The sequence below is a fragment of the Patulibacter sp. SYSU D01012 genome, from assembly GCF_017916475.1.
Classification (GTDB): Bacteria; Actinomycetota; Thermoleophilia; order Solirubrobacterales; family Solirubrobacteraceae; genus Patulibacter.
In genome coordinates this window covers 71,308-96,465 of record NZ_JAFMTB010000001.1, presented here as the reverse complement: position 1 = coordinate 96,465, position 25,158 = coordinate 71,308, and the positions used below count along the sequence as shown (strand labels likewise).

Annotated in this window: 16 protein-coding genes; 10 read left to right on the top strand and 6 right to left on the bottom strand. The window is 74.9% G+C overall.

Annotated features, from left to right (window positions below):
• The first annotated feature begins 23 nt into the window (after positions 1-23).
• Both J3P29_RS00380 and J3P29_RS00375 read left to right on the top strand, forming a co-directional pair.
• Positions 24-1,763, top strand: coding sequence for an FAD-dependent oxidoreductase (locus J3P29_RS00380; RefSeq protein ID WP_210490994.1), 1,740 nt, complete (start codon positions 24-26; stop codon positions 1,761-1,763).
• Entirely contained in the window at positions 1,760-2,320 is a 561-nt protein-coding gene (locus tag J3P29_RS00375) for a VOC family protein (protein ID WP_210490993.1), read from the top strand. Before J3P29_RS00380 ends, J3P29_RS00375 begins: the two co-directional genes overlap by 4 nt.
• A gap of 19 nt (positions 2,321-2,339) precedes the next feature.
• Here J3P29_RS00375 and J3P29_RS00370 read toward each other — a convergent pair whose 3' ends face one another.
• Positions 2,340-2,978, bottom strand: a complete 639-nt coding sequence (locus J3P29_RS00370; RefSeq protein ID WP_210490991.1) for a TetR/AcrR family transcriptional regulator — start codon at positions 2,976-2,978, stop codon at positions 2,340-2,342.
• 73 nt (positions 2,979-3,051) lie between these two features.
• Between J3P29_RS00370 and J3P29_RS00365 the strand changes: the two genes are divergently transcribed.
• From J3P29_RS00365 to J3P29_RS00340, 6 genes are read left to right on the top strand one after another with little or no spacing between them, the layout of a single operon-like run.
• Positions 3,052-4,005 (top strand): fumarylacetoacetate hydrolase family protein, encoded by a 954-nt coding sequence (locus tag J3P29_RS00365; protein ID WP_210490990.1) that lies wholly within the window; start codon positions 3,052-3,054, stop codon positions 4,003-4,005.
• Positions 4,005-5,561 carry a bifunctional 3-(3-hydroxy-phenyl)propionate/3-hydroxycinnamic acid hydroxylase gene (locus tag J3P29_RS00360; RefSeq protein WP_210490989.1) on the top strand — a complete coding sequence of 519 codons (1,557 nt, stop codon included), beginning with the start codon at positions 4,005-4,007 and terminating at the stop codon, positions 5,559-5,561. Before J3P29_RS00365 ends, J3P29_RS00360 begins: the two co-directional genes overlap by 1 nt.
• Positions 5,558-6,343 (top strand): NAD(P)H-binding protein, encoded by a 786-nt coding sequence (locus J3P29_RS00355; RefSeq protein ID WP_210490988.1) that lies wholly within the window; start codon positions 5,558-5,560, stop codon positions 6,341-6,343. Before J3P29_RS00360 ends, J3P29_RS00355 begins: the two co-directional genes overlap by 4 nt.
• Positions 6,340-7,281, top strand: coding sequence for a VOC family protein (locus tag J3P29_RS00350; RefSeq protein ID WP_210490987.1), 942 nt, complete (start codon positions 6,340-6,342; stop codon positions 7,279-7,281). Before J3P29_RS00355 ends, J3P29_RS00350 begins: the two co-directional genes overlap by 4 nt.
• On the top strand, positions 7,274-9,145 hold the full coding sequence (locus J3P29_RS00345) for an acyl-CoA synthetase (protein ID WP_210490986.1): 1,872 nt from the start codon (positions 7,274-7,276) through the stop codon (positions 9,143-9,145). The genes J3P29_RS00350 and J3P29_RS00345 overlap by 8 nt, the downstream gene beginning before the upstream one ends.
• Before the next feature lie 11 nt (positions 9,146-9,156).
• On the top strand, positions 9,157-10,446 hold the full coding sequence (locus J3P29_RS00340; RefSeq protein WP_349239734.1) for a cytochrome P450: 1,290 nt from the start codon (positions 9,157-9,159) through the stop codon (positions 10,444-10,446).
• Here the strand turns inward: J3P29_RS00340 and J3P29_RS00335 are convergent.
• Both J3P29_RS00335 and J3P29_RS00330 read right to left on the bottom strand, forming a co-directional pair.
• Positions 10,436-11,839 carry an MFS transporter gene (locus J3P29_RS00335; protein ID WP_210490985.1) on the bottom strand — a complete coding sequence of 468 codons (1,404 nt, stop codon included), beginning with the start codon at positions 11,837-11,839 and terminating at the stop codon, positions 10,436-10,438. The two genes, J3P29_RS00340 and J3P29_RS00335, sit on opposite strands and share 11 nt — an antisense overlap.
• Positions 11,836-12,483 (bottom strand): class I SAM-dependent methyltransferase, encoded by a 648-nt coding sequence (locus J3P29_RS00330; RefSeq protein ID WP_210490984.1) that lies wholly within the window; start codon positions 12,481-12,483, stop codon positions 11,836-11,838. Before J3P29_RS00330 ends, J3P29_RS00335 begins: the two co-directional genes overlap by 4 nt.
• A gap of 49 nt (positions 12,484-12,532) precedes the next feature.
• On the opposite strand from J3P29_RS00330, the gene J3P29_RS00325 reads away from it, so the two are divergent.
• Positions 12,533-13,114 carry a helix-turn-helix domain-containing protein gene (locus J3P29_RS00325; RefSeq protein WP_210490983.1) on the top strand — a complete coding sequence of 194 codons (582 nt, stop codon included), beginning with the start codon at positions 12,533-12,535 and terminating at the stop codon, positions 13,112-13,114.
• Positions 13,115-13,216: 102 nt separating this feature from the next.
• Here the strand turns inward: J3P29_RS00325 and J3P29_RS00320 are convergent, their stop codons facing one another.
• The 3 genes from J3P29_RS00320 to J3P29_RS00310 are packed head-to-tail and all read right to left on the bottom strand — an operon-like array spanning position 13,217 to position 14,598.
• Positions 13,217-13,822, bottom strand: a complete 606-nt coding sequence (locus tag J3P29_RS00320) for a dihydrofolate reductase family protein (protein ID WP_210490982.1) — start codon at positions 13,820-13,822, stop codon at positions 13,217-13,219.
• 53 nt (positions 13,823-13,875) lie between these two features.
• Positions 13,876-14,352, bottom strand: coding sequence for a Clp protease N-terminal domain-containing protein (locus tag J3P29_RS00315; RefSeq protein WP_210492924.1), 477 nt, complete (start codon positions 14,350-14,352; stop codon positions 13,876-13,878).
• A 39-nt stretch (positions 14,353-14,391) separates the two neighbouring features.
• Positions 14,392-14,598 (bottom strand): helix-turn-helix domain-containing protein, encoded by a 207-nt coding sequence (locus J3P29_RS00310; protein ID WP_210490981.1) that lies wholly within the window; start codon positions 14,596-14,598, stop codon positions 14,392-14,394.
• Positions 14,599-15,180: 582 nt separating this feature from the next.
• On the opposite strand from J3P29_RS00310, the gene J3P29_RS00305 reads away from it, so the two are divergent.
• Complete coding sequence (locus J3P29_RS00305; protein ID WP_210490980.1) at positions 15,181-25,155, top strand: RHS repeat-associated core domain-containing protein; 9,975 nt, start codon at positions 15,181-15,183, stop codon at positions 25,153-25,155.
• Positions 25,156-25,158: the final 3 nt, after the last annotated feature.

Sequence of the window (25,158 nt, the reverse complement as noted above, 5' to 3'; positions counted from 1 at the left end):
CGCCGTGTATTCTCGCATTTAAGATGCAAGAACAGCGAGAGGCCGGGGCGCCCGGCGTCGATGGCGCCGAGACCGACGTCCTGATCGTCGGCGGCGGCCCGACCGGCCTGGCCGCGGCGATCGAGCTCGGCCGGCGCGGCGTCTCGTGCGTGCTCGCCGAGCGGCGCGACGCGCCGAGCCCGCACCCCCGGGCGTCCGTCGTCAACGGCCGCACGATGGAGCTGTGCCGCAGCTGGGGGATCGCCGAGGGGGTGATGGCCCACGCGATGGTCCCCACGCCGGATCTGGGCGTCACGTGGACGACCCGGCTGGCCGGGCGGCAGATCGGCCGCCTGCCGCTGCTCGACGACCAGGAGCGGCTGCTGCGCGACCTGGCGGCGAGCCCCGTCCTGCCGGCGATCTGCGCGCAGGACCGCTTCGAGCCGCTGCTGCGGGCCCGCGCGGCGCGCGAGTCGACGGTGGACCTGCGCTTCGGCTGGACCGCGACGGACGTCGTCGACCACGGGGACGCGGTGTCCGCCGTGCTGCGCGCGGCGGGCGGCGAGGAGCAGGCGGTGCGCGCCCGCTGGGTCGTGGCGGCCGACGGCTCGCGCAGCCCGCTCCGCGACGCCGTCGGCATCGGCCTGGAGGGCCCGGAGGCCGTGTCGGAGCAGGTCAACGTCCTCCTCGATGCCGACCTGACGCCCCTGGTCGAGGGCCGCCAGAGCGTGCTCTTCTACGTCGTCGCTCCGGACGCCACCGGCTTCCTGATCGCGCTCGACGGCCGGCGGCGCTGGCTGCTCAACGTGCCCCGCGCCCTGGTGCCGACCCTGGACGCGGCCGGCTGCCTGCCCGTCGCCCGGCGGGCGATCGGGGACGAGCGCGTCGACGTGACGGTCGTGTCCGTCGCGGCGTGGACCGTCACCGCGCAGGTCGCCGAGCGCTACCGCCGCGGCCGCGTCCTGCTGGCGGGCGACGCCGCGCACCGGTTCCCGCACACGGGCGGCTTCGGGATGAACACCGGCGTGCAGGACGCCCACAACCTGGCCTGGAAGCTCGCGGCCGTCCTCGACGGGAGCGCGGGGGAGGCCCTGCTGGACAGCTACGACGCCGAGCGACGGCCCGTCGGCACGTTCAACCGCGACCAGAGCCTGCGCAACGCCCGAGGGATCGCGGCCACCGGCGTGCCCTTCGCCGACGAGACGTTCGACGTGGCGGCCGTCGAGGACGACAGCCCGGCCGGCGAGGCGGTGCGGGCCCGGATCGCGGCGGCGATCCCGGCGCAGCGCCCGCACTTCGTCTTCCGCGGCCAGGAGCTGGGGTTCCGCTACGACGGGTCGCCCGCGGTCGTCCCCGACGGCTCGTGCGAGCCGCCCGCCGGGGTGGAGGAGTACCGCCCGAGCGGCGCCCCGGGCGCCCGCGCCCCGCACCTGTGGGTGGAGCGCGGCGGCGCGCCGTGCTCGACGCTCGACCTGTGGGACGGCCGCTGGACGCTGGCGGCCGGCCCCGACGGCGCGGCGTGGATCGCGGCCGGGGCGGACGCCGCTCGCGCCCGCCCCGACGTCGGCCTGGCGCTCGTCCGGCACGGCGTCGACGTCGCCGGCGACGCCGCGGCGTTCACGGCCGCGCTCGGCGTCGGCGCCGACGGCGCCGTGCTCGTCCGTCCCGACGGCCACGTCGGCTGGCGCGCGTCCGGGCCGCCGGGCCCGGACGGCGCCGCCGTGCTCGTCGCCGCCCTCGACCAGATCCTCGCCCGCCCCCACCGACCCCGGAGTCCCGCATGACCACGCTGCACCGCCCGGCGTTCCACCACGTCAACCTCAAGACGACGCGCCTGCAGGAGATGATCGACTGGTACGGCCTGGTCGTCGGCGCAGAGGTCACCTACCAGTACGAGCTGGGGGCGTGGCTGACCAACGACGAGGCCAACCACCGCATCGCGCTGCTGTCGTTCCCGAACTTCCGCGACGACCCGGGCCGCGACGAGCACGCCGGGATGCACCACGTGGCGTTCGAGTACGACGCGTTCGAGGCGCTCGACGACTCGTACCTGCGGCTGCGCGAGCACGGGATCGTGCCCGAGCTGTGCCTGGACCACGGCGTGACGTTCTCGTACTACTACGTCGACCCGGACGGCAACCGCGTCGAGCTGCAGGTGGACGGCTTCGGGGACTGGGCCACGTCGAAGCGCTGGATGGCGACGTCGGAGGACTTCCGCCGCGACCCGCTCGGCGCGCTGATGGACCCCGCGCGCGTGGCCGCGGACCGCGCCGCGGGCCGGACCTTCGCCGAGATCCGCGAGACGGCCCGCCGCGGCGGCTACGCCCCGGAGCAGGCGTGAGCGGCGGGGCCGCCGGGCCTCAGCCGGCGGCCGCTGCGGCGGCCGGCGCCGGGAGCGGTCGGTGGGCGACCTCGTGCGCCTCGGCGGGGTCGAGCCCCAGCAGGCGCAGCACGCCCTCGGCGTGCCGCTCGGCGGCGTCGGGCGGCGCGGCGCCGTCGAGGACCGCGCGCATCGAGGCCAGCAGGAGGCCGCCCATGCCGTAGAGCGCGAGCGCCTCGTCCGCGACCCGCAGCCGCCCCGACGCCACGCCGCGGCGCAGGTCGTTCAGCGCGTACGGGCCCAGGGCCGTGCGGAGCACGTTGTGCGAGACGTCGAGCCGCAGCAGCAGCCAGCCCCAGTCGGGGTCGTCGGCGGCGCGGCGGACGAAGCTGCGGTGCGCGGCCGCGATGACCTCGGCCGCGTCGTCGAGCTCGCCGGCGACCCGCTCGACCTCGGCGGCCTGGGCGGCGACGGTCTCGGCCAGGACGGCCTCGACGATCGCGTCCTTGCTCTCGAAGTGGTTGTAGAAGGACCCGAACCCGACGTCCGCCTCGTCGGTGATCTCCTGGATCCGCGTGGCGTCCGCGCCCTGTCGGGCGATCAGCGTCCGCGTCGCGGCGAGCAGCTTGGCGCGGGTGGTCTCGCGACGCCGCGCGTGCCGGTCGGGACGTGGGGCCATCCGTCGAGGCTAGCGCCGCTGACGTAGATCGTCGTATTTGACGATCTCATCAGAGTTGCGTACGGTCATCACCATGAAGCTCCGCTCGACGCCCGACGGCCTCATCGCGCACGACGAGCAGCGCGGGCGATGGGTCCGCCTGCCCGGCGAGGACGACCTCGTCGCGTTCCTGGCGGAGGGCCAGCCGGCCCGCGCCCGGGCCACCGCGGCCCTGGACGCGCCCGACGCCGAGACGGCCGACCCCGCGACGGCGACCCTGCCGTTCCGGCCGCGGTCGATCCGCGCGTTCATGCTGTGGGAGTCGCACCTGATCGCGTCGAGCCGGATGCTCGTCAAGCACTTCTTCCCCGCGCCGATGTGGCGGGCGGTCGACGCGTACGAGAAGGCGACGCGGCGGACGTTCCCGAAGCTGAAGCCGACGCAGGGCTTCTACGACCACCCGACGTTCTACGTCGCCAACCACACGATGGTGCTGGCGGACGGCCAGGACATGTGGTCGCCGTCCCACACGCGGGCGCTGGACTTCGAGCTGGAGCTCGCGTGCGTGCTGGCGCGGCCGCTCGCCGACGCCACGCCGGAGGAGGCGCTGGACGCCGTCGGCGGCTGGTTCGTCCTCAACGACTGGAGCGCCCGCGACGTGCAGGCCGACGACGCGCGCCACAACGTCTTCGGCCCGGTCATCAAGGCCAAGACGTTCGCCAACTCGATCGGCTGCGACGTCGTCACCGCCGACGCGTTCGGCGACTGGGAGCAGGCGACCGGCCGCGTGCGCGTGGACGGCGAGCTGTGGTGCGAGGGCGGCACGGCGGGCCCCGCGCACGGCCTGGGCGCCATGCTCGCCTACGCGTCGCGGGGCGAGCGGCTCGACGCCGGCGACGTCATCTCGACGGGCACGATGCCGGGCTGCTGCGGGATCGAGCTGGAGCGCTGGATCCGCCCCGGCCAGACGGTGCAGCTCGAGATCGACGGCATCGGCACGCTGACCAACCGCCTGTCCGCCGACGCCACGCCCACGACGGCCGTGTGATGCAGGCCGACGTCCTGATCTGCGGCCTCGGTCCCGTCGGGCAGCTGCTCGCCCTGCTCCTCGGGGACCTGGGCGTGTCGACCGTCGCGGTCGACCAGGCCGACGGGCCGTACGACCTGCCCCGCGCCGCGGTAGTCGACGACGAGGTGCTGCGGATCTTCCAGGCGGTCGGCCTGGACGACGCCGTGCTCGCGGACGCCCAGGTGCAGCGGACGGTGAGCTTCGTCACCGCCGGCGGCCGCGTCGTCGAGGCGCTGCGGCCGGTCCACGGCGACCTGGGGCACCCGCCGCTCGTCTCGATCCACCAGCCGTCGATCGAGCGCACGATGGTGCGCGCGCTCGCCTCGCGCGGCACCGTGCGGCTGCGCTGGGGGCGGCGGCTGGAGACGCTCGACCACGACGCGCACGGCGTGACCGCGTGGGTGCGGGCCGTCGGCGGCGGGCCGACCGAGCGGATTCGCGCGCGGTTCCTCGTCGGCTGCGACGGGGGCCGCAGCGGCGTCCGCGCCCGGGTCGCCGTTCCGTTCGGCGGCTCGACGTTCGAGCAGCGCTGGCTCGTCCTCGACGCCCGCGTCGACCGGCCGATCGCCCGCGCGCCGCACCCGCACTTCGTCGGCGACCCCGCGCGCCCCGTCGTGACGCTGCCGATGTCGCCCGGCCGGCACCGCTGGGAGTGGATGCTGCACCCCGGCGAGGACGCGGCCGCGTTCGTCGCGCCGGAGCGGATCGGCGCGCTCCTCTCCCCGTGGACCACGGGCGAGCGCGTCGACGTCGAGCGCGCGGTCGTCTACACGTTCCACGCCCGCACCGCCGCGCGGTGGCGCGTCGGCCGGGTGCTGCTGGCCGGCGACGCCGCGCACGTGATGCCGCCGTTCGTCGGCCAGGGCTTCTCCTCCGGCGCCCGCGACGCCGCCAACCTGGCGTGGAAGCTCGACGCCGTGCTGCACGGCGCGCCCGAGCGCCTGCTGGACAGCTACGAGGCCGAGCGGCGGCCGCACGTGACGAGCATGCAGCGCCTGGCCGTGCGCTGGGGCGGGGTCGTCCAGACGACGGCGCCGCGGGCCGCGCGCGGCCGCGACGCCACGCTCGAGCTGCTCGACCGCACCGGGGTGCGCGCGTGGATCAGCGCGCAGGCCAAGCCGCGCCCCACCTACGCCGCGGGCGCCTTCGCGCGCACCCCGGACCGCCTGCCGTTCCGCCGCCACGTCGGGGCGCTCTTCCCGCAGCCGGGCCGCCTGGACGACCGCCTGGGGCGCGGCTGGGCCGTCGCCGCGAGCACGCCGGCGGCGGCGGCGTGGTGGCGCGCCGCCGGGCTGCACGCCGTCGAGGCGCCGCACGCCCGCGAGTGGTCGCTGCTGCGCCCCGACCGCTTCGTCTTCGCCTGCGCGGACGGCGAGGGCCCGCGGCGCCGCGCGCCCCGGGCGCGGCCGGGAGCGGCCTGCGCCGACGGCGGCCGGGCGGCCGCGGAGCGCACGGCGGCCCTTCGGGTGCTGCGGGCCACGGTCGGCGACGGCCTGCGCACCGCGGCGCCGACGCGGCAGGCGGTGGCGGCATGATCGCCGTGCTCGGCGGCACCGGCACCATCGGCCGGCACGTCACCGCGCAGCTCGCCGCGCGCGGGCTGGAGCACCGCGTCCTGCGGCGGCCCGGGGTCGACCTGCGCGACCCCGCGACCCTCCGCGCCGGGATGGCCGGCGCGGACCAGCTCTTCCTGCTGACCCCGCACGACCCGGACCAGGAGCAGCTCGAGGCCGACGCGGTCGACGCGGCCGTCGCCGCGGGCGTGCGGCGGATCGTCAAGGTGTCCGGCGGCGGACCGGCCGTCGGCCCGAACGGCCCGTCGAGCACCGCGGTCGCGCACTGGCGCAGCGAGCAGCGGATCGAGGCGTCGGGTCTGCGCCACGCGTTCCTGCGGCCCTCGCTCCTGATGCAGAACCTGGCCGAGATGCGGCCGCGGCTGGGGCTGCTGCTCGCCCCGATGGGCCACGCGCCGGTCGCGATGATCGACGCCGCCGACGTGGCCGCCGCCGCGGTCGCGGCGCTGGAGGACCGGGACGCGCCGGACCGCTGCTGGCACCTGACCGGCCCGGCCGGGGTGACGTTCGCCGACGTCGCGCGCGCCCAGGGCGCCCGCTACGTCGACGTGCCGCCGCGGCTGGCGGCCCTCGCGCTGCGCCGCCGCGGGGCGTCGCCCTTCGAGATCGACCACACGCTGCGCATGGCCGCGTACTTCGCCACCGGCGCCGACGGGACCCCCACCGACGACGTCCGCCGCCTGACCGGCCGCGCCCCGCGGTCGCTGCACGACCACCTCGACGCCGGGAGCCCCCGCTCGTGATCACCACCCGCATGGGCCACGTCGGCCTGCGCGTCCCCGACCTCGACGCCGCCGTCGCGTTCCAGTGCGACGTGATCGGGATGGTCGAGACCGCACGGGTCGGCGGCGCCGCCTACCTGACCTGCAACGACCGCCACCACGAGCTGATCCTGATCGCGGATCCGGTGCGCCGGGGGTACGACCACATCGGCCTCGAGGTCGCCGGTCCCGCCGCGCTCGACGCCGCGCGGCGCCGCGTCCCGGCGGCCGGCGGCACGCTGCTGGGCGACGTGTACGACGGCGAGCCCGGCATCGACCGGGCGCTGCTCGTGCGCGGGCCCGAGGGGCACGTCTTCAAGCTCTTCTGCGGCATGGAGCGCGGGGTGCGGCTGCCGGACGGCGACCGGCCGCTCAAGTTCGAGCACGTCTCGGTGAAGGTCCGCCGGATGCGGCGGTTCGAGCGGTTCCTGGAGCACGGCCTGGGCTTCCGGTTCTCGGACCGGATCGCGCCGATCGCGAGCTGGTGGCACTGCGACGCCGACCACCACGGCATGGCCGTGGTGCGGTCCCCGACCGCCGAGCTGTCGCACTACGCCTACGCCTGGCCCGACCTGAACGCCCTCGGCCGCGTCGCCGACCGGCTGAAGGCGGAGCGCGGGCGCACGCCGCTCTGGGGCCCGAGCCGGCACGGCCCGGGCAACAACCTCTTCCTGTACCACCGCGACCACGACGGCGCCCTGGTCGAGCACTGCGCCGAGCTGCAGCGGATGCCGCCCCACGGGGACTACGTCCCCCGCCGCTGGCCGCTGCTGCCCGACCAGATCAACCAGTGGGGCGGCCCGCCGCCGTTGCGGTTCGTGTGGGCCGGGCACCCCATCGCGCCGCCCGGGACGGGACGGCCGCCGTGGGCCGTCGGGGGCGCGTCGTCGCGGACCGCGGAGCCGGCCCGTCATGCGTGACGCCCCGCTGTTCTGGAGTCCGGCGTCGGGGCCCGAGGACCTGGCGCGCATCGAGGCGGTGCCGCTCGCCGACCGCGGCCTGCCCGCCACCAGCCGCGACGTGCTCCTCCGCGCCGCCGAGCGCTGGCCGGACCGCCCCGCCGTCTCCGTCCTGCCGGACGCCGAGCGGTGGGAGTCGCCCGTCACCCGCACGTTCGCGCAGCTCGCCGACGACGTCGCGCGCGCCGCCGGCGCCCTCTCCGCGCTCGGGGTCGCGCCCGGCCAGGCGGTGTCGGTCCTGTCCGTCAACTGCGACGAGCTGCTGACGACGCTGCTCGCCGCCGAGGCGGTGGGGGTGTACGCGCCCGTCAACCCGGGGCTGGCGGCGGAGCACGCCGTCCACCTGGTGCGCCGGGCCGGGGCGCGGGTGCTCGTCGCGGCCGGGCCCGAGCTGGACCCGGCGGCGTGGGCGCTGGCCCGCGAGGTCGCCGCGACGGTGGGCCTGCCCGCGCTCGTCGCGCTGCGCCCGACCGGCGCGGACGGCGAGCCCCCGGCGCTGGCGCCCCTCGAGGGAGTGCGCGTCGCGTACCTGCGGGACCTGGTCGACCGGATCCCGGGCGGCACGCCGCTGCCGGGCCCGCCGCCCGGCGCCGACGACGCCGCGAGCTACCTGCACACCGGCGGCACGACGGGCACGCCCAAGCTGGCGGTCCGCACGCACGCCAACCAGGTGACGAACGCGTGGGCGGTCGCCTGCAACGACGCGCTCGACCCCGACGACACGGTGCTGGCGGCCCTGCCGCTGTTCCACACGAACGCGATCGTCGTGACGGTGCTCGCGCCGCTGCTGCGCGGCCAGCACGTCCTGTGGGCCGGCCCGCTCGGCTACCGCGACCTGCCGCTGTACGGCTGCTTCTGGCGCCTGGTGGAGCGGTACCGGATCGCGGCGATGTCGGCGGTGCCGACCGTCTACCAGGTGCTCACCCAGGTGCCCGTCGACGCGGACGTCGGCAGCCTGAAGGTCCCCGTCGTGGGCGCGGCGCCGCTGCCGACCGCGGTCCGCGAGGCGTGGGCGGCCCACACCGGCGTCGAGCTCTGCGACGGCTACGGGCTGACCGAGGCGACGTGCGCCAGCTCGCGCAGCTGGCCCGGCGCGCCGCGCCCCGGCACGGTCGGGCAGCGGGTGCCGTACCAGGACGTCGCGGCGGTCGCGATCGACGAGCGCACCGGCGAGCGGACCGTCCTGCCGCCCGGCGAGGCCGGCGCCCTCGTGGTCCGCGGCCCCCACGTCTTCGCGGGGTACCTGCGCGAGGACGGGACGCTGGACCGCAGCGCCGTCCGCGACGGCTGGCTCGACACCGGCGATCTGGGCGCCGTCGACGCCGACGGGTTCGTCCGCCTCGTCGGCCGGGCGAAGGACCTGATCATCCGCGGCGGCCACAACATCGACCCGCAGGGCATCGAGGACGCCCTCCTGGAGCACCCGGCGGTGACGATGGCCGCGGCGGTCGGCCGGCCCGATCCGCACGCCGGCGAGGTGCCCGTGGCGTTCGTCACGGTCGCGCCCGGCAGCGACGTGACCGCGGAGGCGCTGCACGCCTGGGCGCAGGAGCACGCCCCCGAGCGCGCGGCGGCCCCGCGGACGGTCGACGTCGTCGCCGAGATCCCGCTGACGCTCGTCGGCAAGCCCTACAAGCCCGAGCTGCGCCGCCGCGCCGCCGAGGCCGCCGCCCGGGACGCGCTGGACGGCACCGCCGCGGCCGACGGCGTGCGGGCGGTCCTCGTCGACGGCGCGGTCGAGATCGAGGTGGCGTCGTCGGCCGACGACGACGCGGTCCGCGCGGCGCTCGGCGCCTTCGGCTGGACGTGGCGGTGGGCTCGGTGAGCGGCCGGCGCGTGACGCTGCCCGACCCGGTCGTCGGCGCCGTGGCCCGCCAGGCGGCGCGGCTGACCGAGCGCCTGCGGCCGCTGCTGCCCGCCGCGCCGCTGCCCGCCGGGTCCGACGCCCCGGTCCTCGACCTGGACCTGTACGGCGACGCCGCGCTCCGCGACCCCGCCGCCACGTGGGCGGCGGTCCGGGACGCGGGCCCGGCGGTCTGGCTGCCGCGCCACCGCCTGTTCGCGGTCGGACGGTACGCCGACGTGCGGGCGGCGCTCAAGGACGCCGAGACGTTCGCCAGCGGCGACGGCGTCGGGGTCCACCCGCTCGCCAACCGCCTGGGCCGGCGGACCACGATCTCCGCGGACGGCGACGCCCACGCCGCGCGCCGCGAGGTGCTGCTGCGCTCCGTCGGCGCGCGGAGCCTGGCGCACCTGAAGGACGACGTGCACCGCGAGGCCGGGGCGGTCGTCGCCGAGCTGCTGGACGCCGGCGCGTTCGACGGCGTGCGCGACTTCGCGAGCGCGCTGCCGCTGCGGATCGTGGCCGACCTCGTCGGCGTGCGCGTCCCCCGCGAGCAGCTGCTGACCTGGGGCCGCGCGACGTTCGACGGCCTGGGCACCGCGAACGAGCGGGGCCTGCGCGCGCTGCCGGGCGCGCTGGACCTGTGGGCGTACGGCCGCCGGCTGCGACGCGACGCGGTCGTCCCCGGCGGCTGGGCGGCGTCGGTGTTCGACGCCGCCGACGCCGGCGACATCACCCCGGCGGAGGCGCGCGCGATGATCATCGACTTCGTCGCGCCCAGCCTCGACACCACGATCCTCGCCACGGCGGCCCTGCTGCACCACCTCGCGACGGTGGACGGCCTGTGGGCGCGGCTGCGCGCCGAGCCCGACCGCATCCCCGCCGCGGTCGTCGAGTCCGTCCGGCTGTCGTCCCCGATCCGCGGCTTCACGCGCGGCGTGACCCGCACCACGACGGTCGGCGGCACCACCGTCCCGGCCGGCAGCCGCGTCGTGCTGCTCTACGCGGCCGCCAACCGGGACGAGCGGCAGTTCCCCGATCCCGAGCGCTTCGACCTGGACCGCCGCCCCGCCACCAACCTGGGCTGGGGCAACGGCCCGCACACCTGCGTCGGCATCCACCTGGCCAAGCTCGAGATGCAGGCCCTGCTGCGCGCGATGGTCCCGACGGTCGAGGCGGTGCGCACCGGCCCGCCGGAACGGCTGGAGAACAACGTCCTGCAGGGCATCGCGCGGATGCCGGCGGAGCTCGTGCGGGCGGGCGCGGCCGGCGTCACGCCGTAGCGGGCCGCCCGCGCAGGACGCCGGCGACGAGCAGCAGCGCGACGGCGGCCAGCGCGGCGGTGGCGGTGAAGGCGCGGGCGACGCCCGCGCTGAACGCGGAGGGGTCGGTCGCGACGCCGGCGGAGGCCGCGAGGATCGACGTGAGGATGGCGACGCCCAGGGCGCCGCCGACCTGCTGCGTGGTCTGCAGCGCCCCCGAGGCCGCGCCGGCGTCGGCGGCGGGCACGCCGCCCAGGATCACCGTGCTGAGCGGCAGGAACAGCAGGCCGCCCCCCAGGCCGACGAGCGTCAGCGGCCCGAAGACGCCCGGGAGGTACCGCGTGTCGGCCGACAGCTGCGTCAGCCAGGCGCCCGCGGCGACGAGCGCGGCGAGGCCGGCGAGCACCACCGCGCGCGGGCCCGTGCGCTCGACGATCCGCCCGACGGTGCGCGAGCCGGCGAAGATCAGGATCGGCATCGGCAGGAACGCGACGCCGGCCACCGCCGGCTCCATGCCCCGCACGAGCTGCAGGTACTGGGGCAGCAGGAACGAGGTGCCGAAGAGCACGGCCGTGACGAGCGTCATCGTCGCGTAGCCGGCGGCCGTGCTCGGGCGCGTGAGCAGGCGGAGGGGGAGGAGCGGGTCCGTGGCCCGGCGCTCGGCGCGGACGAACGCCGCCAGGAGCACGGCCGTCGCGGCGAAGGCGGCGATCCCGACCGGGTCGCCCCACCCGGCCTCGCCCACGCGGAGGAACGCGAAGACGAGGGCGCTGACGCCCAGGGTGCCGGACAGGGCGCCCGCCAGGTCGAAGCGCAGGCGGCGGCCGGGGAAGGCCGGCAGCGCCCGGAGCGCGCCGGCCACGACGACGGCCCCCACGGGCACGTTGACGAGGAACGCCGCCCGCCACGAGAACGCGGACGTCAGCGCCCCGCCGACGAGTAGCCCGAGCGCGCCGCCCGCCGCGGCCATCGCGAAGAACAGGCCGAGCGCCCGCGTGCGGGCCGGCCCCTCGGGGAACGTCGCCATCAGGATCGCCAGGCCGCTCGGCGCCGCGATCGCCGCGCCGGTCCCCTGCGCCGCCCGCGCCGCGACGAGCAGCGCGGCGTCGGACGACAGCCCGGCGCCGAGCGAGGCGACCGTGAAGAGCGCGACGCCGCCGGCGAACACGCGGCGGCGCCCCAGGCCGTCGCCGAGCCGTCCGCCGAGCAGCAGCAGGCCGCCGAACGCCAGCGCGTACGCGTTGACCACCCACGCCAGCGTCTCCGACGAGACGCCCAGGTCGGCCCGCAGCGCGGTGAGCGACAGGTTCACGATCGACGCGTCGAGGACGATCATCAGCTGCGTCACGACGACGATCGCCAGGATCGCCGCGGCGCCGCGCGGGACGGCCGCGTCCGCCGGGGTCGCGCTCACGCCGTCGCCTCGTGGCGGCGGGCGTGCAGGACGGCGTCGAGGACCTCCGCCGTGCGCCCGTCGCGGTGGCCGACGGTGCGCGGGCGGTCCTCGACGACGAGCAGCTCCCACTCGGCGGCGTCGAGCCCGAGCTCCGCGACGAGCTGGCTCGCGGTCGGCAGGCCGGCGGTGTCCTCCGGATTCCAGGCCCACGGCGGCAGGGTCAGGTGGCCGACGACGAGCAGGTGGCCGCCGGGCCGGACGCGCGCGGCGGCGCGGGCCAGCGCGGCGGTGCGGTCCAGGCCGAACGGCGCGTGCAGGAAGAACGAGCAGGCCAGGTCGAACGTCTCGTCGGTCCGCCACGCGTCCAGGTCCGCCGCCTGCCACGTGATCCGGTCGGCGACGCCCGCCCCGTCCGCGTGCCGGGCGCCGATGCCGAGCACGACGGGCGAGACGTCCACCGCGGTGACCGTCCAGCCGTGGCGGGCGAGCCAGATCGCGTCCGCGCCGTCGCCGCTGCCCAGCTCGAGCGCCCGGCCGGGCGGGGCGGTGCCGAGGAGGTCGGCCAGGTGCTCGTGGGGACGGCCGGGGCGCGCGGCGTCGCGCCGCCCGTGGATCTCGTCCCAGAACGCGCGGGGCGTCGTGCCGCTGTCGGAGGGGGTCATGCGTCCACCGTGGCGCACCGCGGCGAAGGTGGCAATAGTGTTTGCCGCTATGGAAAACGCTGACGAGGCCGAGGCGGTCGACGCCCGCGCCCGGCGCCGCCTGAAGGAGCTGCGGCTGGAGAAGGGCCTCACGCTTGCCGAGGTCTCCGAGCGCGCGCACCTGGCGCTGTCGACGCTCAGCCGGATCGAGACGGGGAAGCGGCGGCTGTCGCTGCACCACGTGCCGCCGCTGGCCGCCGCGCTGGGGGTGAGCAGCGACGAGCTGCTCGGCTCGGCGCCCGTCCGCGACCCGCGCGTCCGCGGCGAGCCGCGGACGTACCCCGGCATGGTGATGTGGCCGCTGACGGAGCAGAGCCCCGCGGGCGAGCTGCACGCCTACGAGGTGCACATCGCCGCGGAGCGCTCGGAGCCGCCGGAGGAGCTGCCCGTCCACCCGGGCCGGGAGTGGCTGTACGTCCTGACGGGGCGGCTGCGGCTGCTGCTCGGGGGCCAGGACCTGCTGATCGAGCCCGGTCAGGCCGCCGAGTTCTCGACGCTCGTGCCGCACTGGTTCGGCGCCACCGACGGCGCGGCCGTCACGTTCATCATGCTCGTCGGTGCCCAGGGCGACCGGCTGCACTTCCGGGCCTGAGCGGGCGGGGCGGGCCGGACGGGTCGGCGGCGAGGAGCGAGACGCCGGGGCGCCGCTGGGCGTCCGGGCCGGGACGCGCGGGGCCTGAAGCGCGGGCGGGCCTCAGCCCGCCCGTCGGTACCGGACGTGCGTGGCGAGCGGCGAGTGCAGCACCTCGACGGGCTCGTAGCCGAACGTCGTCGCGCCGTCGAACAGCCGCTCCCCGGTCCCGAGGAGGACGGGCGCGATGTCGAGCGTCAGCTCGTCGATCACGTCGGCCGCGAGCGCCTGGCGCACCGTCGACGCGCCGCCGGCGATGTCCACGCCGCGGTCGCCCGCCGCCTCGCGGGCCTGCGCGTACGCGGCGTCGAAGCCGTCGGTGACGAAGTGGAAGGTGGTTCCGCCCTGCAGCGCGATCGGGTCGTGCGCGTGGTGGGTCAGGACGAACACCGGCGCGTGGTAGGGCGGCTCGGCGCCCCACCAACCGCGCCAGTCCTCGTCCCACGGGCCGCGGACCGGGCCGAACATGTTGCGGCCCATGACGTACGCGCCGCGCGCCCGCATCAGCCGGTCGTTCGCCGTCGCGTCCGCCGCGGTCGCCCGCTCGTCGCCCAGGTGCCAGCGGTGCAGGTCGTGCCCGCGCCGGCCGAGCGGGTGCTCGCGGCTCTGGTCGGGCCCGGCGACGAAGCCGTCGAGCGAGATGGACATGTGGCAGGTGGTGTCGGGCATCGGGGTGCTCCGGGTGGGCCGTCGGCGGGGGCGGCCGCAACCTACCCCGGGGGTCAGCCCCGTTCCACCCCTGCCCGCACCGCGTCGCGGTCCACCCCCGCGATCCGCAGCGCGCGGGGCACCGTCCCCTGCTCCGCGGCGAGCACGCCGAGCAGGACGTGCGTGCCCTCGACGCGGCTCGCCTTCTCGGCCGCTGCGGCCCGGAGGGTGCGTTCCAGCGCGGTCTTGGCGGAGGTCGCGAAGGGCAGGTTCCTCGCGGCGGGAGTCGTGGGCGGGTCGGGGAGGTCGTAGTCGGCCGTCGAGACGCCCACCGCCTGCAGCGCCGCTTCGCGCTCGTCGCGCAGGGCCGCGGTCAGGGTCTCGTGGTCGGCGCCGGCGGTGGCGAGCGCGTGGGCCGCGGGGCCGTCGACGGCCGAGAGTGCGAGCAGCAGGTGCTCGGCCTCGATGGTGCCGCTCCCCGCCCGGGCGGCCTCGGCGTGGGAGCGGGCGACGACCTGGCGGGCGTCCTGGGTGAAGCGCGTGAAGAGCATGGGTCTCTGGTCAGGGTCGAGGGGTTCCGATGCCGGGCCTCACCGCTGGCGGCGGGCGTGCTTCTTGTGGGCGGCCTGGCGGGTCACGCCGAGCGCCTCGGCGATCTGCGGCCACGACCACCCGGCCGCCACGGCCCGGTCGACGCCGGCGCGCTCGACGTCGTCGGCCAGGCGGCGCAGGGCCACGGCCGCAGCCAGGGCGTCCCCGGGGTCGGGGGGCGTGGCGGCGGCGGTGGGGACGGGCACGCGTCAACCGTAGTTGACCATTGCTCGTCTCGTCAACTGCGATTGACATTTCGAGCGTGTACGGGCGTCCCCATAGATCGCGATCCGCCGTGTCCGGGTCGCGGCGCCGTCGCACGAAACGGCCCGGGTGGTGTTCTCCCCAGTGGGTTCTCCGGCGGCCGGCATTGCCGTCAGCGTCGACGCGCGCGACCGCCTGCGCGGCCGGCCGACGTCGCGGCGGCACGGGCAAGGACGGCACGATGGCGCTCAGGACCCGAAGGGCGACACCGCTCCGCGGGCGCAAAGAGCAGCATGGGCCCCTGCGGCCCGAAGGGCGCCCGCGAGGGCGCGGGGACCCGGCGACGGCCAGTACACGATCGCTAGCGGAAGAGGCATACGAATCCAGGCTCCGGCGCGCGTCCTGGACATTCGTCGTATCCCCGACCGTTCGAGAGCCGAGATCGACTTAGATGCGCGCCAGGCAAGGGCGTGTGTGGCGCTCGGGTCTCCATCCCACCACCAGGAGTGCGTGCCGTGCGCAACCTTCGCGGCGATCGTTCGAAGCGTCCTCTTCGCGATCGCATTTTCCGCCTGCCCCTGCCGTTGGCGGCGTCCCTAGTCGTCCTGCTCGTGGGCGCCCTGATGCTCGCCACCGGGGCGTGGCTCGCCGGCGCCCCCTCCTCGACGGCCTCCGCGGCCGGCCAGGCGCATCCCGCCGGGCACCCCGGCGGGCCAGTGAACTTCAGCCGTGAGGACCCGCGCGTCACCGAGCATGGGCTGCGCAAGGCCGAAACGATCGCCGCGCGCCGCCGCGCGCGGTTGGCGACGCCCGAATCCCAGGCGGAGCGCGCCCGCAGCCGCAGGGCGTACCGCGGCGCCGGCCCGGCCGAGGCGCTGCGGATCGCCCGCCGCGAGCAGCCCGAGATCGCCGTGCAGCCCCTGTGGCGTGGCCCGGCGGTCGCGAAGGACGAGCGGATCGTCGAGTACACGTCGCCGATCTCCGCGATCGTCGCGACGGAAAGCTCGAAGGACCGGTCGCGCGTCGAGGCAATCGGCGCGCCATTCGCCGTGGGCCCGAAGCCGGGCACGCCCGCGCCGGCCAAGGAGCTCGAGCCGATCGACCTGACGCTCGAAGCCGACGGCCACGGTTGGAGCCCTGAGCGGCCGGCGGTCGCGACGACCCTGCCGCGCGACACCGCCGAGCCGGTCGTCATCGGCCCCGACCTGTCGATCGACCTGCGTCAGGATCGGGACCGGGCGCCGAGCGTGGGAACGCCGACGGGCAAGACGAAGATCTTCTACGGCGGCGTCACGACGGACACGGACGCCATCGTCGAGCCGGTCGCGGACGGCGTCTCGCTGTCCTGGCTGCTGCGCTCGCCGACCGCGCCGGCCCGGCTGGCGTTCGACCTCCGCGGCGCCACCCCGGACGGTGGCAAGGTCAACCCCGACGGGTCGCTCACGCTTTGGGACGGCGGCCGCGAGATCGGCTCCGTCTCCGCCCCCCGCGCGGTCGACGCGCAGGGCACGGCGGTGGCTGCGCGCTTCGTCGTCGAGGACGACGCCGTCTCGGTCGCGCTCGAGCACCGAGGCCGCGACCTCGCCTACCCGATCGCGGTCGATCCCGTGATCCACTGGCCCGGCACCCTGCACTACATCCTGGAGCAGGACGACAGCGGCGTCCCGGCCCCCGGCCCGGCGCGCAACGGCTGGGTTCCTCACTCGTTCGCCCCCGCCGCGTTCCGGTTCGACGAGTACGGGTTCGGCCGCTCGATCACCACGACCGGGCAGGGCCCGGGCTCGGGGTGGTTCTCATTCAACCCGATCCGCACGTCCGCGCCGTACAAGGTCCAGTACACCGACGTCCAGCTGACGCAGCCGAACCCGGCCAACCTCGACGCGTGCCAGAACGTCGGCATCTTCACCGAGGTGTCGCCGGGCGTGGCCGGGCCGGCGACGGCCAAGCACGCCTACTGGGCGGGGAACTACACCCAGGGCGGCGCGACGCCGTGGAACGGCGAGACGCTCCCGACGCCCACGGGCGAGGGCACGGGGATGTACTCCAACTGCGCGGCGGCGACGCCGGCGTCGTTCGTCGAGGTCTGCGCCGCCGCCAACTGCCAGCCGGTCGGGGCGAGCGACAACGCGACCGCCGCGCAGCTCAATACGGCCGGAGCTGCCGGATCCGTCGCGTCGTTCACCGGCGCCTACGTCTTCCACCGCGAGGACGTCGCGCCGACGGTCACGGCGACCCCGGGCTGGAACCCCGCGGCGTGGACCTCGCTCTCGGGCGGGGAGAAGCTCACGGTGTCCGCGCACGACGACGGCGTGGGGCTCTGCGGCGACCAGTTCAACGGCTTCCCGGCCGCGACGGAGCTGGCGGACGCCGCTGTTTCGGGGTTGACCCTGGCGGTGGGCCGCAACCAGGGATGCACGGGCATGACGTACGATCGGCCCGCGCCGGCGGATTACGTGTACGAGCTCCAGCCAAGCGCCGCTTCGGCACGGGAAGGCGTCCGCTCGCTCACTCTGACCACGCGGGACGCGCTCGGCAACCAGACGACCTCCAACGTCGGCCTGCGGTTCGACCGGCTCGGCCCGAACGTCGAGCTCTCCGGCGCCCTCTACGAGCAGCGGGACACCCCGCTCGCCGTGGGCGGCTCGCGGCCCCTGACGATCGCCGCCACCGACGGGACCGTCGGCGCCGCCCCGGCGGACGCCCGCGCGGGCGTCCAGCGGATCCAGGTCTACGCGAACGACGCGCTCGTCAAGACGGAGGAGCAGACTCTCAGCGGCGACGGCCAGCCGCTCTCGGCGCAGTGGGCGCCGGCCGCGGGGTCGCTCGAGGACATCGTCTACCGCATGCGGGTCGTGGCCACCGACCGCGCCGGCAACGAGACCACCGAGCGGTTCGTCGTGAAGGTCGGCACCGCACAGATCCCGCGCGATCCGGAGCGCGGCCTGGGCTTCGAGAACTGGCAGACGTACGACTCCACCGACACGGGCGCGGGCAGCGTCCACCGCGTCAACCTCGCCACGGGCAACAGCCTGTGGTCGGTGACGCCGGTGAGCAACCCCGGCATCGGCTTCGACACCGCCCTGCGGCTCACGTACAACAGCCTCGAGCCCTCGGCGCTGGTCCCCGACCTCGCGTCGTACAAGCCGTTCGCCTACGGGGTGGCGGGTCGGGGCGTGTCCGTGCAGCTCGGCTCGATCACGCGCCTGAACGAGCCGCTGTGGATGGAGAACGGCAACGGTGCGCCGTCGTTCGCCGGCTCGAGCGACGCGGTGCAGCGCGTGATGCTGACCGACGGCGACGGCACGCGGCACGTCTTCACCCGCACGACTGAGGGCGGGGTCCGATTCGCGGCGCCGCCCGGCGTCCACCTCGAGCTGCGACGGTTCGAGAACGTCGAGGCGAGCGCCCATTACTGGGCGGCGACGCGCCCCGACGGCTCGACGTACTTCTTCTACCGCGACGGTCGTCCGTCCGAGGCGATGGATCGCCACGGCAACACCATGCGGCTCACGTGGGAGCAGCGGCCCGACTACGCCTCGTCGCCCACGACGCCCGGCTGCGGCTACGCGTCGGCGTGCCGCTACCGCGTCACCGAGGTGCTCGACGCCGGCGCGCTTGACGCCACCGGCTTGGTGGGCAGTGGGAACACGGCGGCCAACCGTAAGTGGATCCTGCACTACGACGCCGCGAACCCGATGCGGCTGACGAGCGTCGAGGACCGCAAGCGGCTGTCGGGTCCCAACGGCCCCGTCCGCCGGCAGACCACGCTGAGTTACGACAGCACCGGACGCCTGACCGCCGTCACGGCGGCGGCGAACGCCCCGAGCGGCGCGGCGCGGCGCGTGTGGGGGCTCGGCTACCTCGACGGCTCGTCGTTCCTGACGCGGATCACCGACCCCATGGGCAACGACACCCGCGTGCGGTACGGCGACCCGCAGGGCGCGATCCTGCCCCCGTTCCTGGCGCCCCTGACGGACGTGCCCGACCCGCTGCTCGGCTTCGCCGCCACGGTCCCCGAAGCGCGCCAGGTTCGGGGCGTCGCCGACCGGGCCTCGACCCGCAGCGGCACGACCGAGAGCCGCGAGCGCATCTTCCGGTTCGACCCCCCGACGGCTGCCCCCGACGGAATGGCCCTCACAACCTGGGTCCGCAACGCCCGCAAGTCATCCGCGCGGTACTCCATGGACCACCGCGGTCGCCTGACCCGGCTCGTGGAGGATCTCGACGATCCGCTTCGGAACGACGACCGGCTGCCGACTGGCGCGGGCCAGAGCTACGCGCAGCGCGCGACGACCCAGACGTGGAACGACGCGGTCAACGCCGTCGCGAGCGTCACCCGCGGCCTGAAGGGGGTCGACGGGACGCTCGACGCGTCGCAGGCGACGGCCACGGAGTACCAGTGGGGCGCGCTCGGCCAGCTCCAGCGGGAGTGGGAGCACAAGGGCGTGGCCGGCGCCAGCCCAGGCGGTGACGATCAGCGCGCCCGCTCGTGGACCTACAACACCCACAACGGCACGGTCGAGGGCGAGGGTGACGGCGGCCGCGCGTTCGTCTACGACACCGCGACGGAGTCGGACCGGCGCGGCAAGATCACGACATACCACTACGACGACGAGAAAGGCGACCCGCGCCAGGTCGACGAGCCGGGCGGTGCGGAGGAGGACTTCCGCTACAACAGCCGGGGCCTCGTCACCGAGCACAGCGTGCGCCAGTGGGGCGGGAGCGGCAACGGCGACGACAGCGGCAAGCCGTCGTGGGCACGGGCCGACCCGAGCATCGGCGGCGACACGTCCGAGGGCACCTTCGCCACGGACACGTTCGGCGAGTTCGACGGCAACGGCGACGCCGGGGTGCGGATCGATCCCCGCGGCAAGAACTGGCGCACGTACTACGACGACACCGGCAACGCGGTGCTCGTCGCCGACGCCCGCGCCGGCGGCCTGCTGGCCATGCCCGGCAGCGAGGCGGTGCTCGCCAACACGGACGACCCGGTCTCCGCGCTGACCGGCACGCTCCGCGACGCGGCCCGGTCGGGCAGCGGGGGCGGGCAGCCGTACGTCGCCCGGTACACGTTCGACTCGCTGGATCGCCAGGTCGCGGCGGCGACGCCGAAGCGCTCGGCGGCGGTGAAGCCCGGGACGCAGACGGCCGTCGACGACCGCTACGTCGTCACGGCGACGACCTACGACCGCAACGACAACGTCACCGCCGAGCGGGACGCCGAGAGCCAGGTCACCTCGCGCACGTTCACGAAGACCGACCAGCTCGAAGCAGAGCAGGAGCCCGCGGCGCCGCAGCACGCGGAGCCCGGGCCGGGCGACCCCGAGGCGTGGGGCAACGGCGCGGAGCGCGCGCCGGTGACGAAGTTCGCCTACGACGAGAACGACAACCTCACGGTTCGCAAGGACCCCGTCCCGAACGGCGACGAGCCGATCGGCGCGGTCGGATACCGCACGCGCTGGACCTTCGACCGCCTCGACCGCTCGGTCCTGCAGGTCGAGGAGGGCACGTCGGCGGCGGCGCCCGAGCTCAAGCTGACGTCCCGTGCCTACGACCTGCGCGACAACGTCGTCGCCGAGATCGACCCGCGTACGAACGGCGTGACCGCGGAGGCCACGACGATCGCAAACGCGGCCGCGGGCCAGGGTCTGCGCTACCGGTTCGAGTACGACCCGTTCGACCGCCTCGTCCGCCAGACGGAGAACCCGCGCGAGGAGTCGACGGCGACCGACGTCAACCGCGTCACCCGCTGGGGCTACGACGCCGAGGACAACCAGACATCGACGGCGACCCCGCGCCAGCGCGAGACGCTGCGGAGCTATGACGACCGCGGCGATCTCGTGCGGATCGACGAGCCGTTCGACTTCGAGTCGGGTCCGGGGAACGAGGGCGCCACCGACTCGGTGGCGACGACCACGATCACCCGCCGCCTCGACGGCCGTCCGTCCCAGATCATCAGCCCGCGCGGCAACGACGACGAGGATCCGGTCAACGACGGCTCGTCGTTCCGTACGCGCTTCAAGTACTTCGACACCGGCGAGTTGCAGCGTCGCTGGCTGCCCCGTGTCAAGGGCCAGTACGGCCCGAGCTCGTGGCAGGTCCGGTACGACATCAACGCCGTCGGTGACCCCGTCGCCATCCGCGACGCTCGAGGCAGGCTCTTCGAGAACACGTTCGTCGACACGGGCGAGCTGGCGACCACGACGCGTCCGAGCTGGTGGATCTACGACCAGGACAGCGCGTCGATCCGCGAGCGGACGCCGGAGGACCCCGCACCGGCCGACCCCTCCAGCGGGGCGGGCGGCCTGCCGTCCGCGCCGGGCAACGGCGACTTCGGCAAGGTCCAGCCGCAGGCGCTGCCGGACGTGATGCCCGCCGCGGGCGACACGGCCGTCAGCTACAACGACCGCCTGCAGCCCACGACCGTCAAGGGCCAGGGCGACGAGGCGGACGACGACACGATCAGCCAGACGCTCGACTACGACCGCCTGGGGCGCCTGACGCGGCGCGAGCTGCCGATGCGCAACAGCACGGCGGCGGGCAGCACGGTCGAGCTGGCGTGGCAGTACGACGTGCGCGGGCTGCCGCGTGCGGCCCGCCGGCTGCGCCAGTCGGCCGACGGCGGCAGTGCGACGACGTTCTGGAATTACGACGGCTTCGGTCGCGAGATCAAGATGACCGCGCCGCCGAGCTGCCAGGGCACCGGTTGCTTGCCCCCGATCACGACGAAGGCCTACGACCGCAACGATGCGTTGACCGACGAGGTCCTTCCCTCCCATGACGAGGCCGTGCAGGGCCGCGTGGGCACGACGACCGGCACGCGGCACTACACGATCGACCGGGCCGACCGCCGCGTCGCGACCGACGACGAGACGGGCGCGCACACGGAGACGGTCTACGACCTCGACGACCTGGTCGCCAAGCGCTACGGCGCCCGGGCCTTCGTCTCGGACGAGGGCGGGGCCGGGTCGGCGACGGCCAAGGAGCAGTACTCCACGCGCTACCGCTACGACGGCGGCGGCCGCGTGGTGCGCGAGGCCTCGACCGTCACCGACGCCGACGGTACCCGCGAGCTCGTGACCACCACGAAGTACGACCGCGAGGGCAACCCGATTCGAACCGACGCGCCGGGCGCGCGGAGCAGCGAGACGGACTCGGGGACGATCGCGCAGCGCACGACCTCCCGCGTCTACGACGCCCGCGGCCTGCTCTGGAAGCGCACGATCGGGGCCGGCGACAACGCCACGACGACGATCACGGAGTACGACGGCGCCGGCAACCTGCGGCGCACGGTCAACCCGAAGGGCGTCGACGGCACCGGGGCCACGGCGACGCCGAAGTACGACGACGGGAGCGACTCGGGCATCGAGGGCCGCTCCGCCTGGCACGCGACCGTGCAGTCCTACGACGCCGACCAGGGGCTCATCGGACGGACGATGCCCTGGAGCGACGCCGACGGCGATCCGTCGGACGGCGATCGGCACCGCTACCGTCAGACCTTCGAGCGCGGCAAGCGCGGACTGGTGACGCGCATCACCGAGGTCTTCGATGCCAAGGACGGCTCGGGGAGCGCGAAGGCGGACACTCAGATCGACCGCAACCTGGTCGGCTGGCCGACGCGGTCCACCGACCGCCGCCTGGCCGGCTCGTCGTGGACGACCGTCGGCGCCCCGCTGAAGTACGACTACGACCAGCTCGGCAACCAGACGGAGTGGTCGAGCGTCGGGGGCAACCGCACGATCCAGCGGTCCTTCTACCGCTCGGGCCAGTTGCGCGTGAAGTGCGGTCGGCGCACCGCCGGCGGCTCGCAGGAGCAGGTCTACAGCTACCGCTACAGCCGCAGCGGTGCGTTGAACGCCATCGTCGACTGGATGCACCACACGGCGCCGAGCGCCGACCCGGAGCGTTGCCAGCCGGAGGAGGACGACGACAAGGGGATCCTCGAACCGCGCAAGACCGTGATCAAGCGCGACCGCGCCGACCGCCCGACGATCGTCAACGAGACGTGGGACGGAGGCAAGGACACTGCGATCCGCTACTTCGGTTCCGTCCCCAACCTGATCAAGTCCGTGCAGACGGACGGCAAGGTGACGGGCACCGACGGCAACGGCTACTCCGGCGGCAAGTCCACTGCGTACTCCTACGACCAGCAAGACCGCAACACCCAGGTCCGCGTCCGCGACGACGGCGACCTGTCCGGCACGCCCAACCGCACGACCGACATGGCCTGGTGGCCGTCGGGTGAGCGGCGGTCGACGAAGAAGCCGAAGACGTCCGACGACAAGCGGACCGTCGACTCGCGCTTCTACAACTCGCGGGGCGAGGTCGTCCGCCGACGCGCCGATCCGGCGACCGGCGCCACGAAGACCTACGTCTACGAGTACGACAAGAACGGCAACCGCACGAAGGACGAGCGAGGCACGTCGGACTACAACGCCCGCGACCAGATCACGGAGTGGCACCGCATCCGGCGCACGGCCAACGGCGACGCGATCCCCGAGGCGACGGACGCCCAGGGCTACGTCGCGCCGACCGAGAAGAGCCCGGCGAAGACCACGAAATACACGCGCATCGACGGCGCGGGTCGGCCGGAGAAGATCGAGGAGACGATCAAGGCCCCGCAGTCCGGCATCGGGCTCGTCGAGACGACCATCAAGACGGAGAACGCCTACAACGGCGACCAGCTCGCCAAGGCGCTGCGCACGACGAAGGCGGTTCCGCCCAGCGGCGCCAACGCCGTGCAGTCCACGTCGGCGCAGACGGACTGCTTCGACTACGACGTCTTCGGGTCGCAGACGCAGACCTACCGCCAGACGACGACGAAGAACGGCACTTCGGCCGGTCAGGACGTGACGCCCGACACCCCGACCTCGTCGTGCAAGAGCGAGGCTGGGGCATGGAAGGGCGTCGTCGAGAGTCGCAACGTCTTCGATACCTTCGAGCGCCAGACGGCAAGTCGGCAGCGCTCGCACGGAAAGGTCGACGAATCGGACGACGGGGCGCTGAATGGCACCCAAGCGTTCTGCTACGACCCGCTTGATCGTCGCGATCGCCGAGTCGTCGGCCTGACGGGTGCGGCGGATCCCGCGGCCGCCGAGGAAGAGGGCGACGGCCGGACCCGCGCGCAGACGGCCTGCACGAAGCCCGCCAGCGAGATCGGTCCGGGCGTCGTCGCGTACGACTACGGCTACGTCGGATTGACTGAGCAGCTCTCGCGCGAGATCCGCGCGGGCCGCGAGCAGTCCTACGACTACACGGCCTCGGGCGAGCGCCTCGGGCGCTTGAAGGGTGCGGGCTCGTCGAGGGAGTGGCGCGCGTACGACACCGACGCGCAGGGCTCGGTCGTTGGCCTCGAGAAGCCGACCGGCGAGACGACCCCGGACGCGGACGGCAAGCTCAACACGTACGAGACCGATCCCTTCGGGGACCCGGTCGGCAAGGAGAGCGACCTCTCGGACGAGGCGGCCGAGAACCCGTTCCGCTTCCAGGGCTTCTACAGCGACCCCGGCACCGGCACGTACGACATGCAGGCTCGGGCGTACCAGCCCAGCACGGGCCGGTTCCTCCAGCAGGACCGATTCGAGGATCCGGAGGCGGACCTTCGGTTGCTGAGCGATCCGATGACGAGCTCGCGGTACGCGTTCACGGCGGGGAACCCGGCGACGTACAGCGAGTACGACGGGCACGTGCCGGCGTACACGTCCGGCGACGAGCCGCGTGACAAGCACAACCGCGACGCGGCGGCGAAGGGCGCTGATTCACCGGCGCGGCGGGCCGAGCGTCGGCAGTATCGAGGCAGCATCGCGGCGCAAGACGCGTATCACGCGGTGACCGGGCGGCCACTGAAGGGCGAAGGGTCGCACGTCGGCTCGCTTCCCCCGCTGCGAGTGGTGCAACCGGCGAAGGGAGGCGGATCCTCGCTGCTGGACGACCCCCAAGGCGCGCTTCAGGACTTTGAAGTCGAAGCGGCGAAGGGCGGTGTTGACGCCGCGCGCGACACAGTCGATTACGCAAGGCAACTCTATAGGGATCCTGGGGGAACGCTTCGGGCCACGGGCGCCGGGATCGCCGCGCTCGTCGGGCCTGACGGCGCTGACACCTGGATGGCAATGCTCCACGATCAGTGCGACGGGACGAGCCTAGGCAGGTGCTTCGGGCGGCTCGGTGCAGGTATCGCGGGGGCGAAGGGTGTGGGCGCTGGAGTCCGGGCGGGCGCCAGCGGCGCGCGGTTGGGCCGTTGGGGCCGCCGCAGTGCGGGCGCTTCGCCCCCACGTTTCGACATCGCCCCCCGAGTAGCCGGTCAGCTCCAGGACAAGCGCATGAAGCACCTCCAAGGAAAGCTCGGTCCCGCCGACTTGCAGAAGCTGATCAACGAACCATCCGCGCTGCGGATGCTCGACACAAGAAGCGGTCACATCAATGTGGTGCAGGACGTCGAGGGCGTGCCGCTGAGGATCACAACGCCACGCGACGAGTTCACAATCATCTCGGTAGGGCCAATGCGTCCGCGTCAGGTGCCGAACGGGCTCAAGAGCGGCCGGTTTCTTCCTCTGCCATAGATA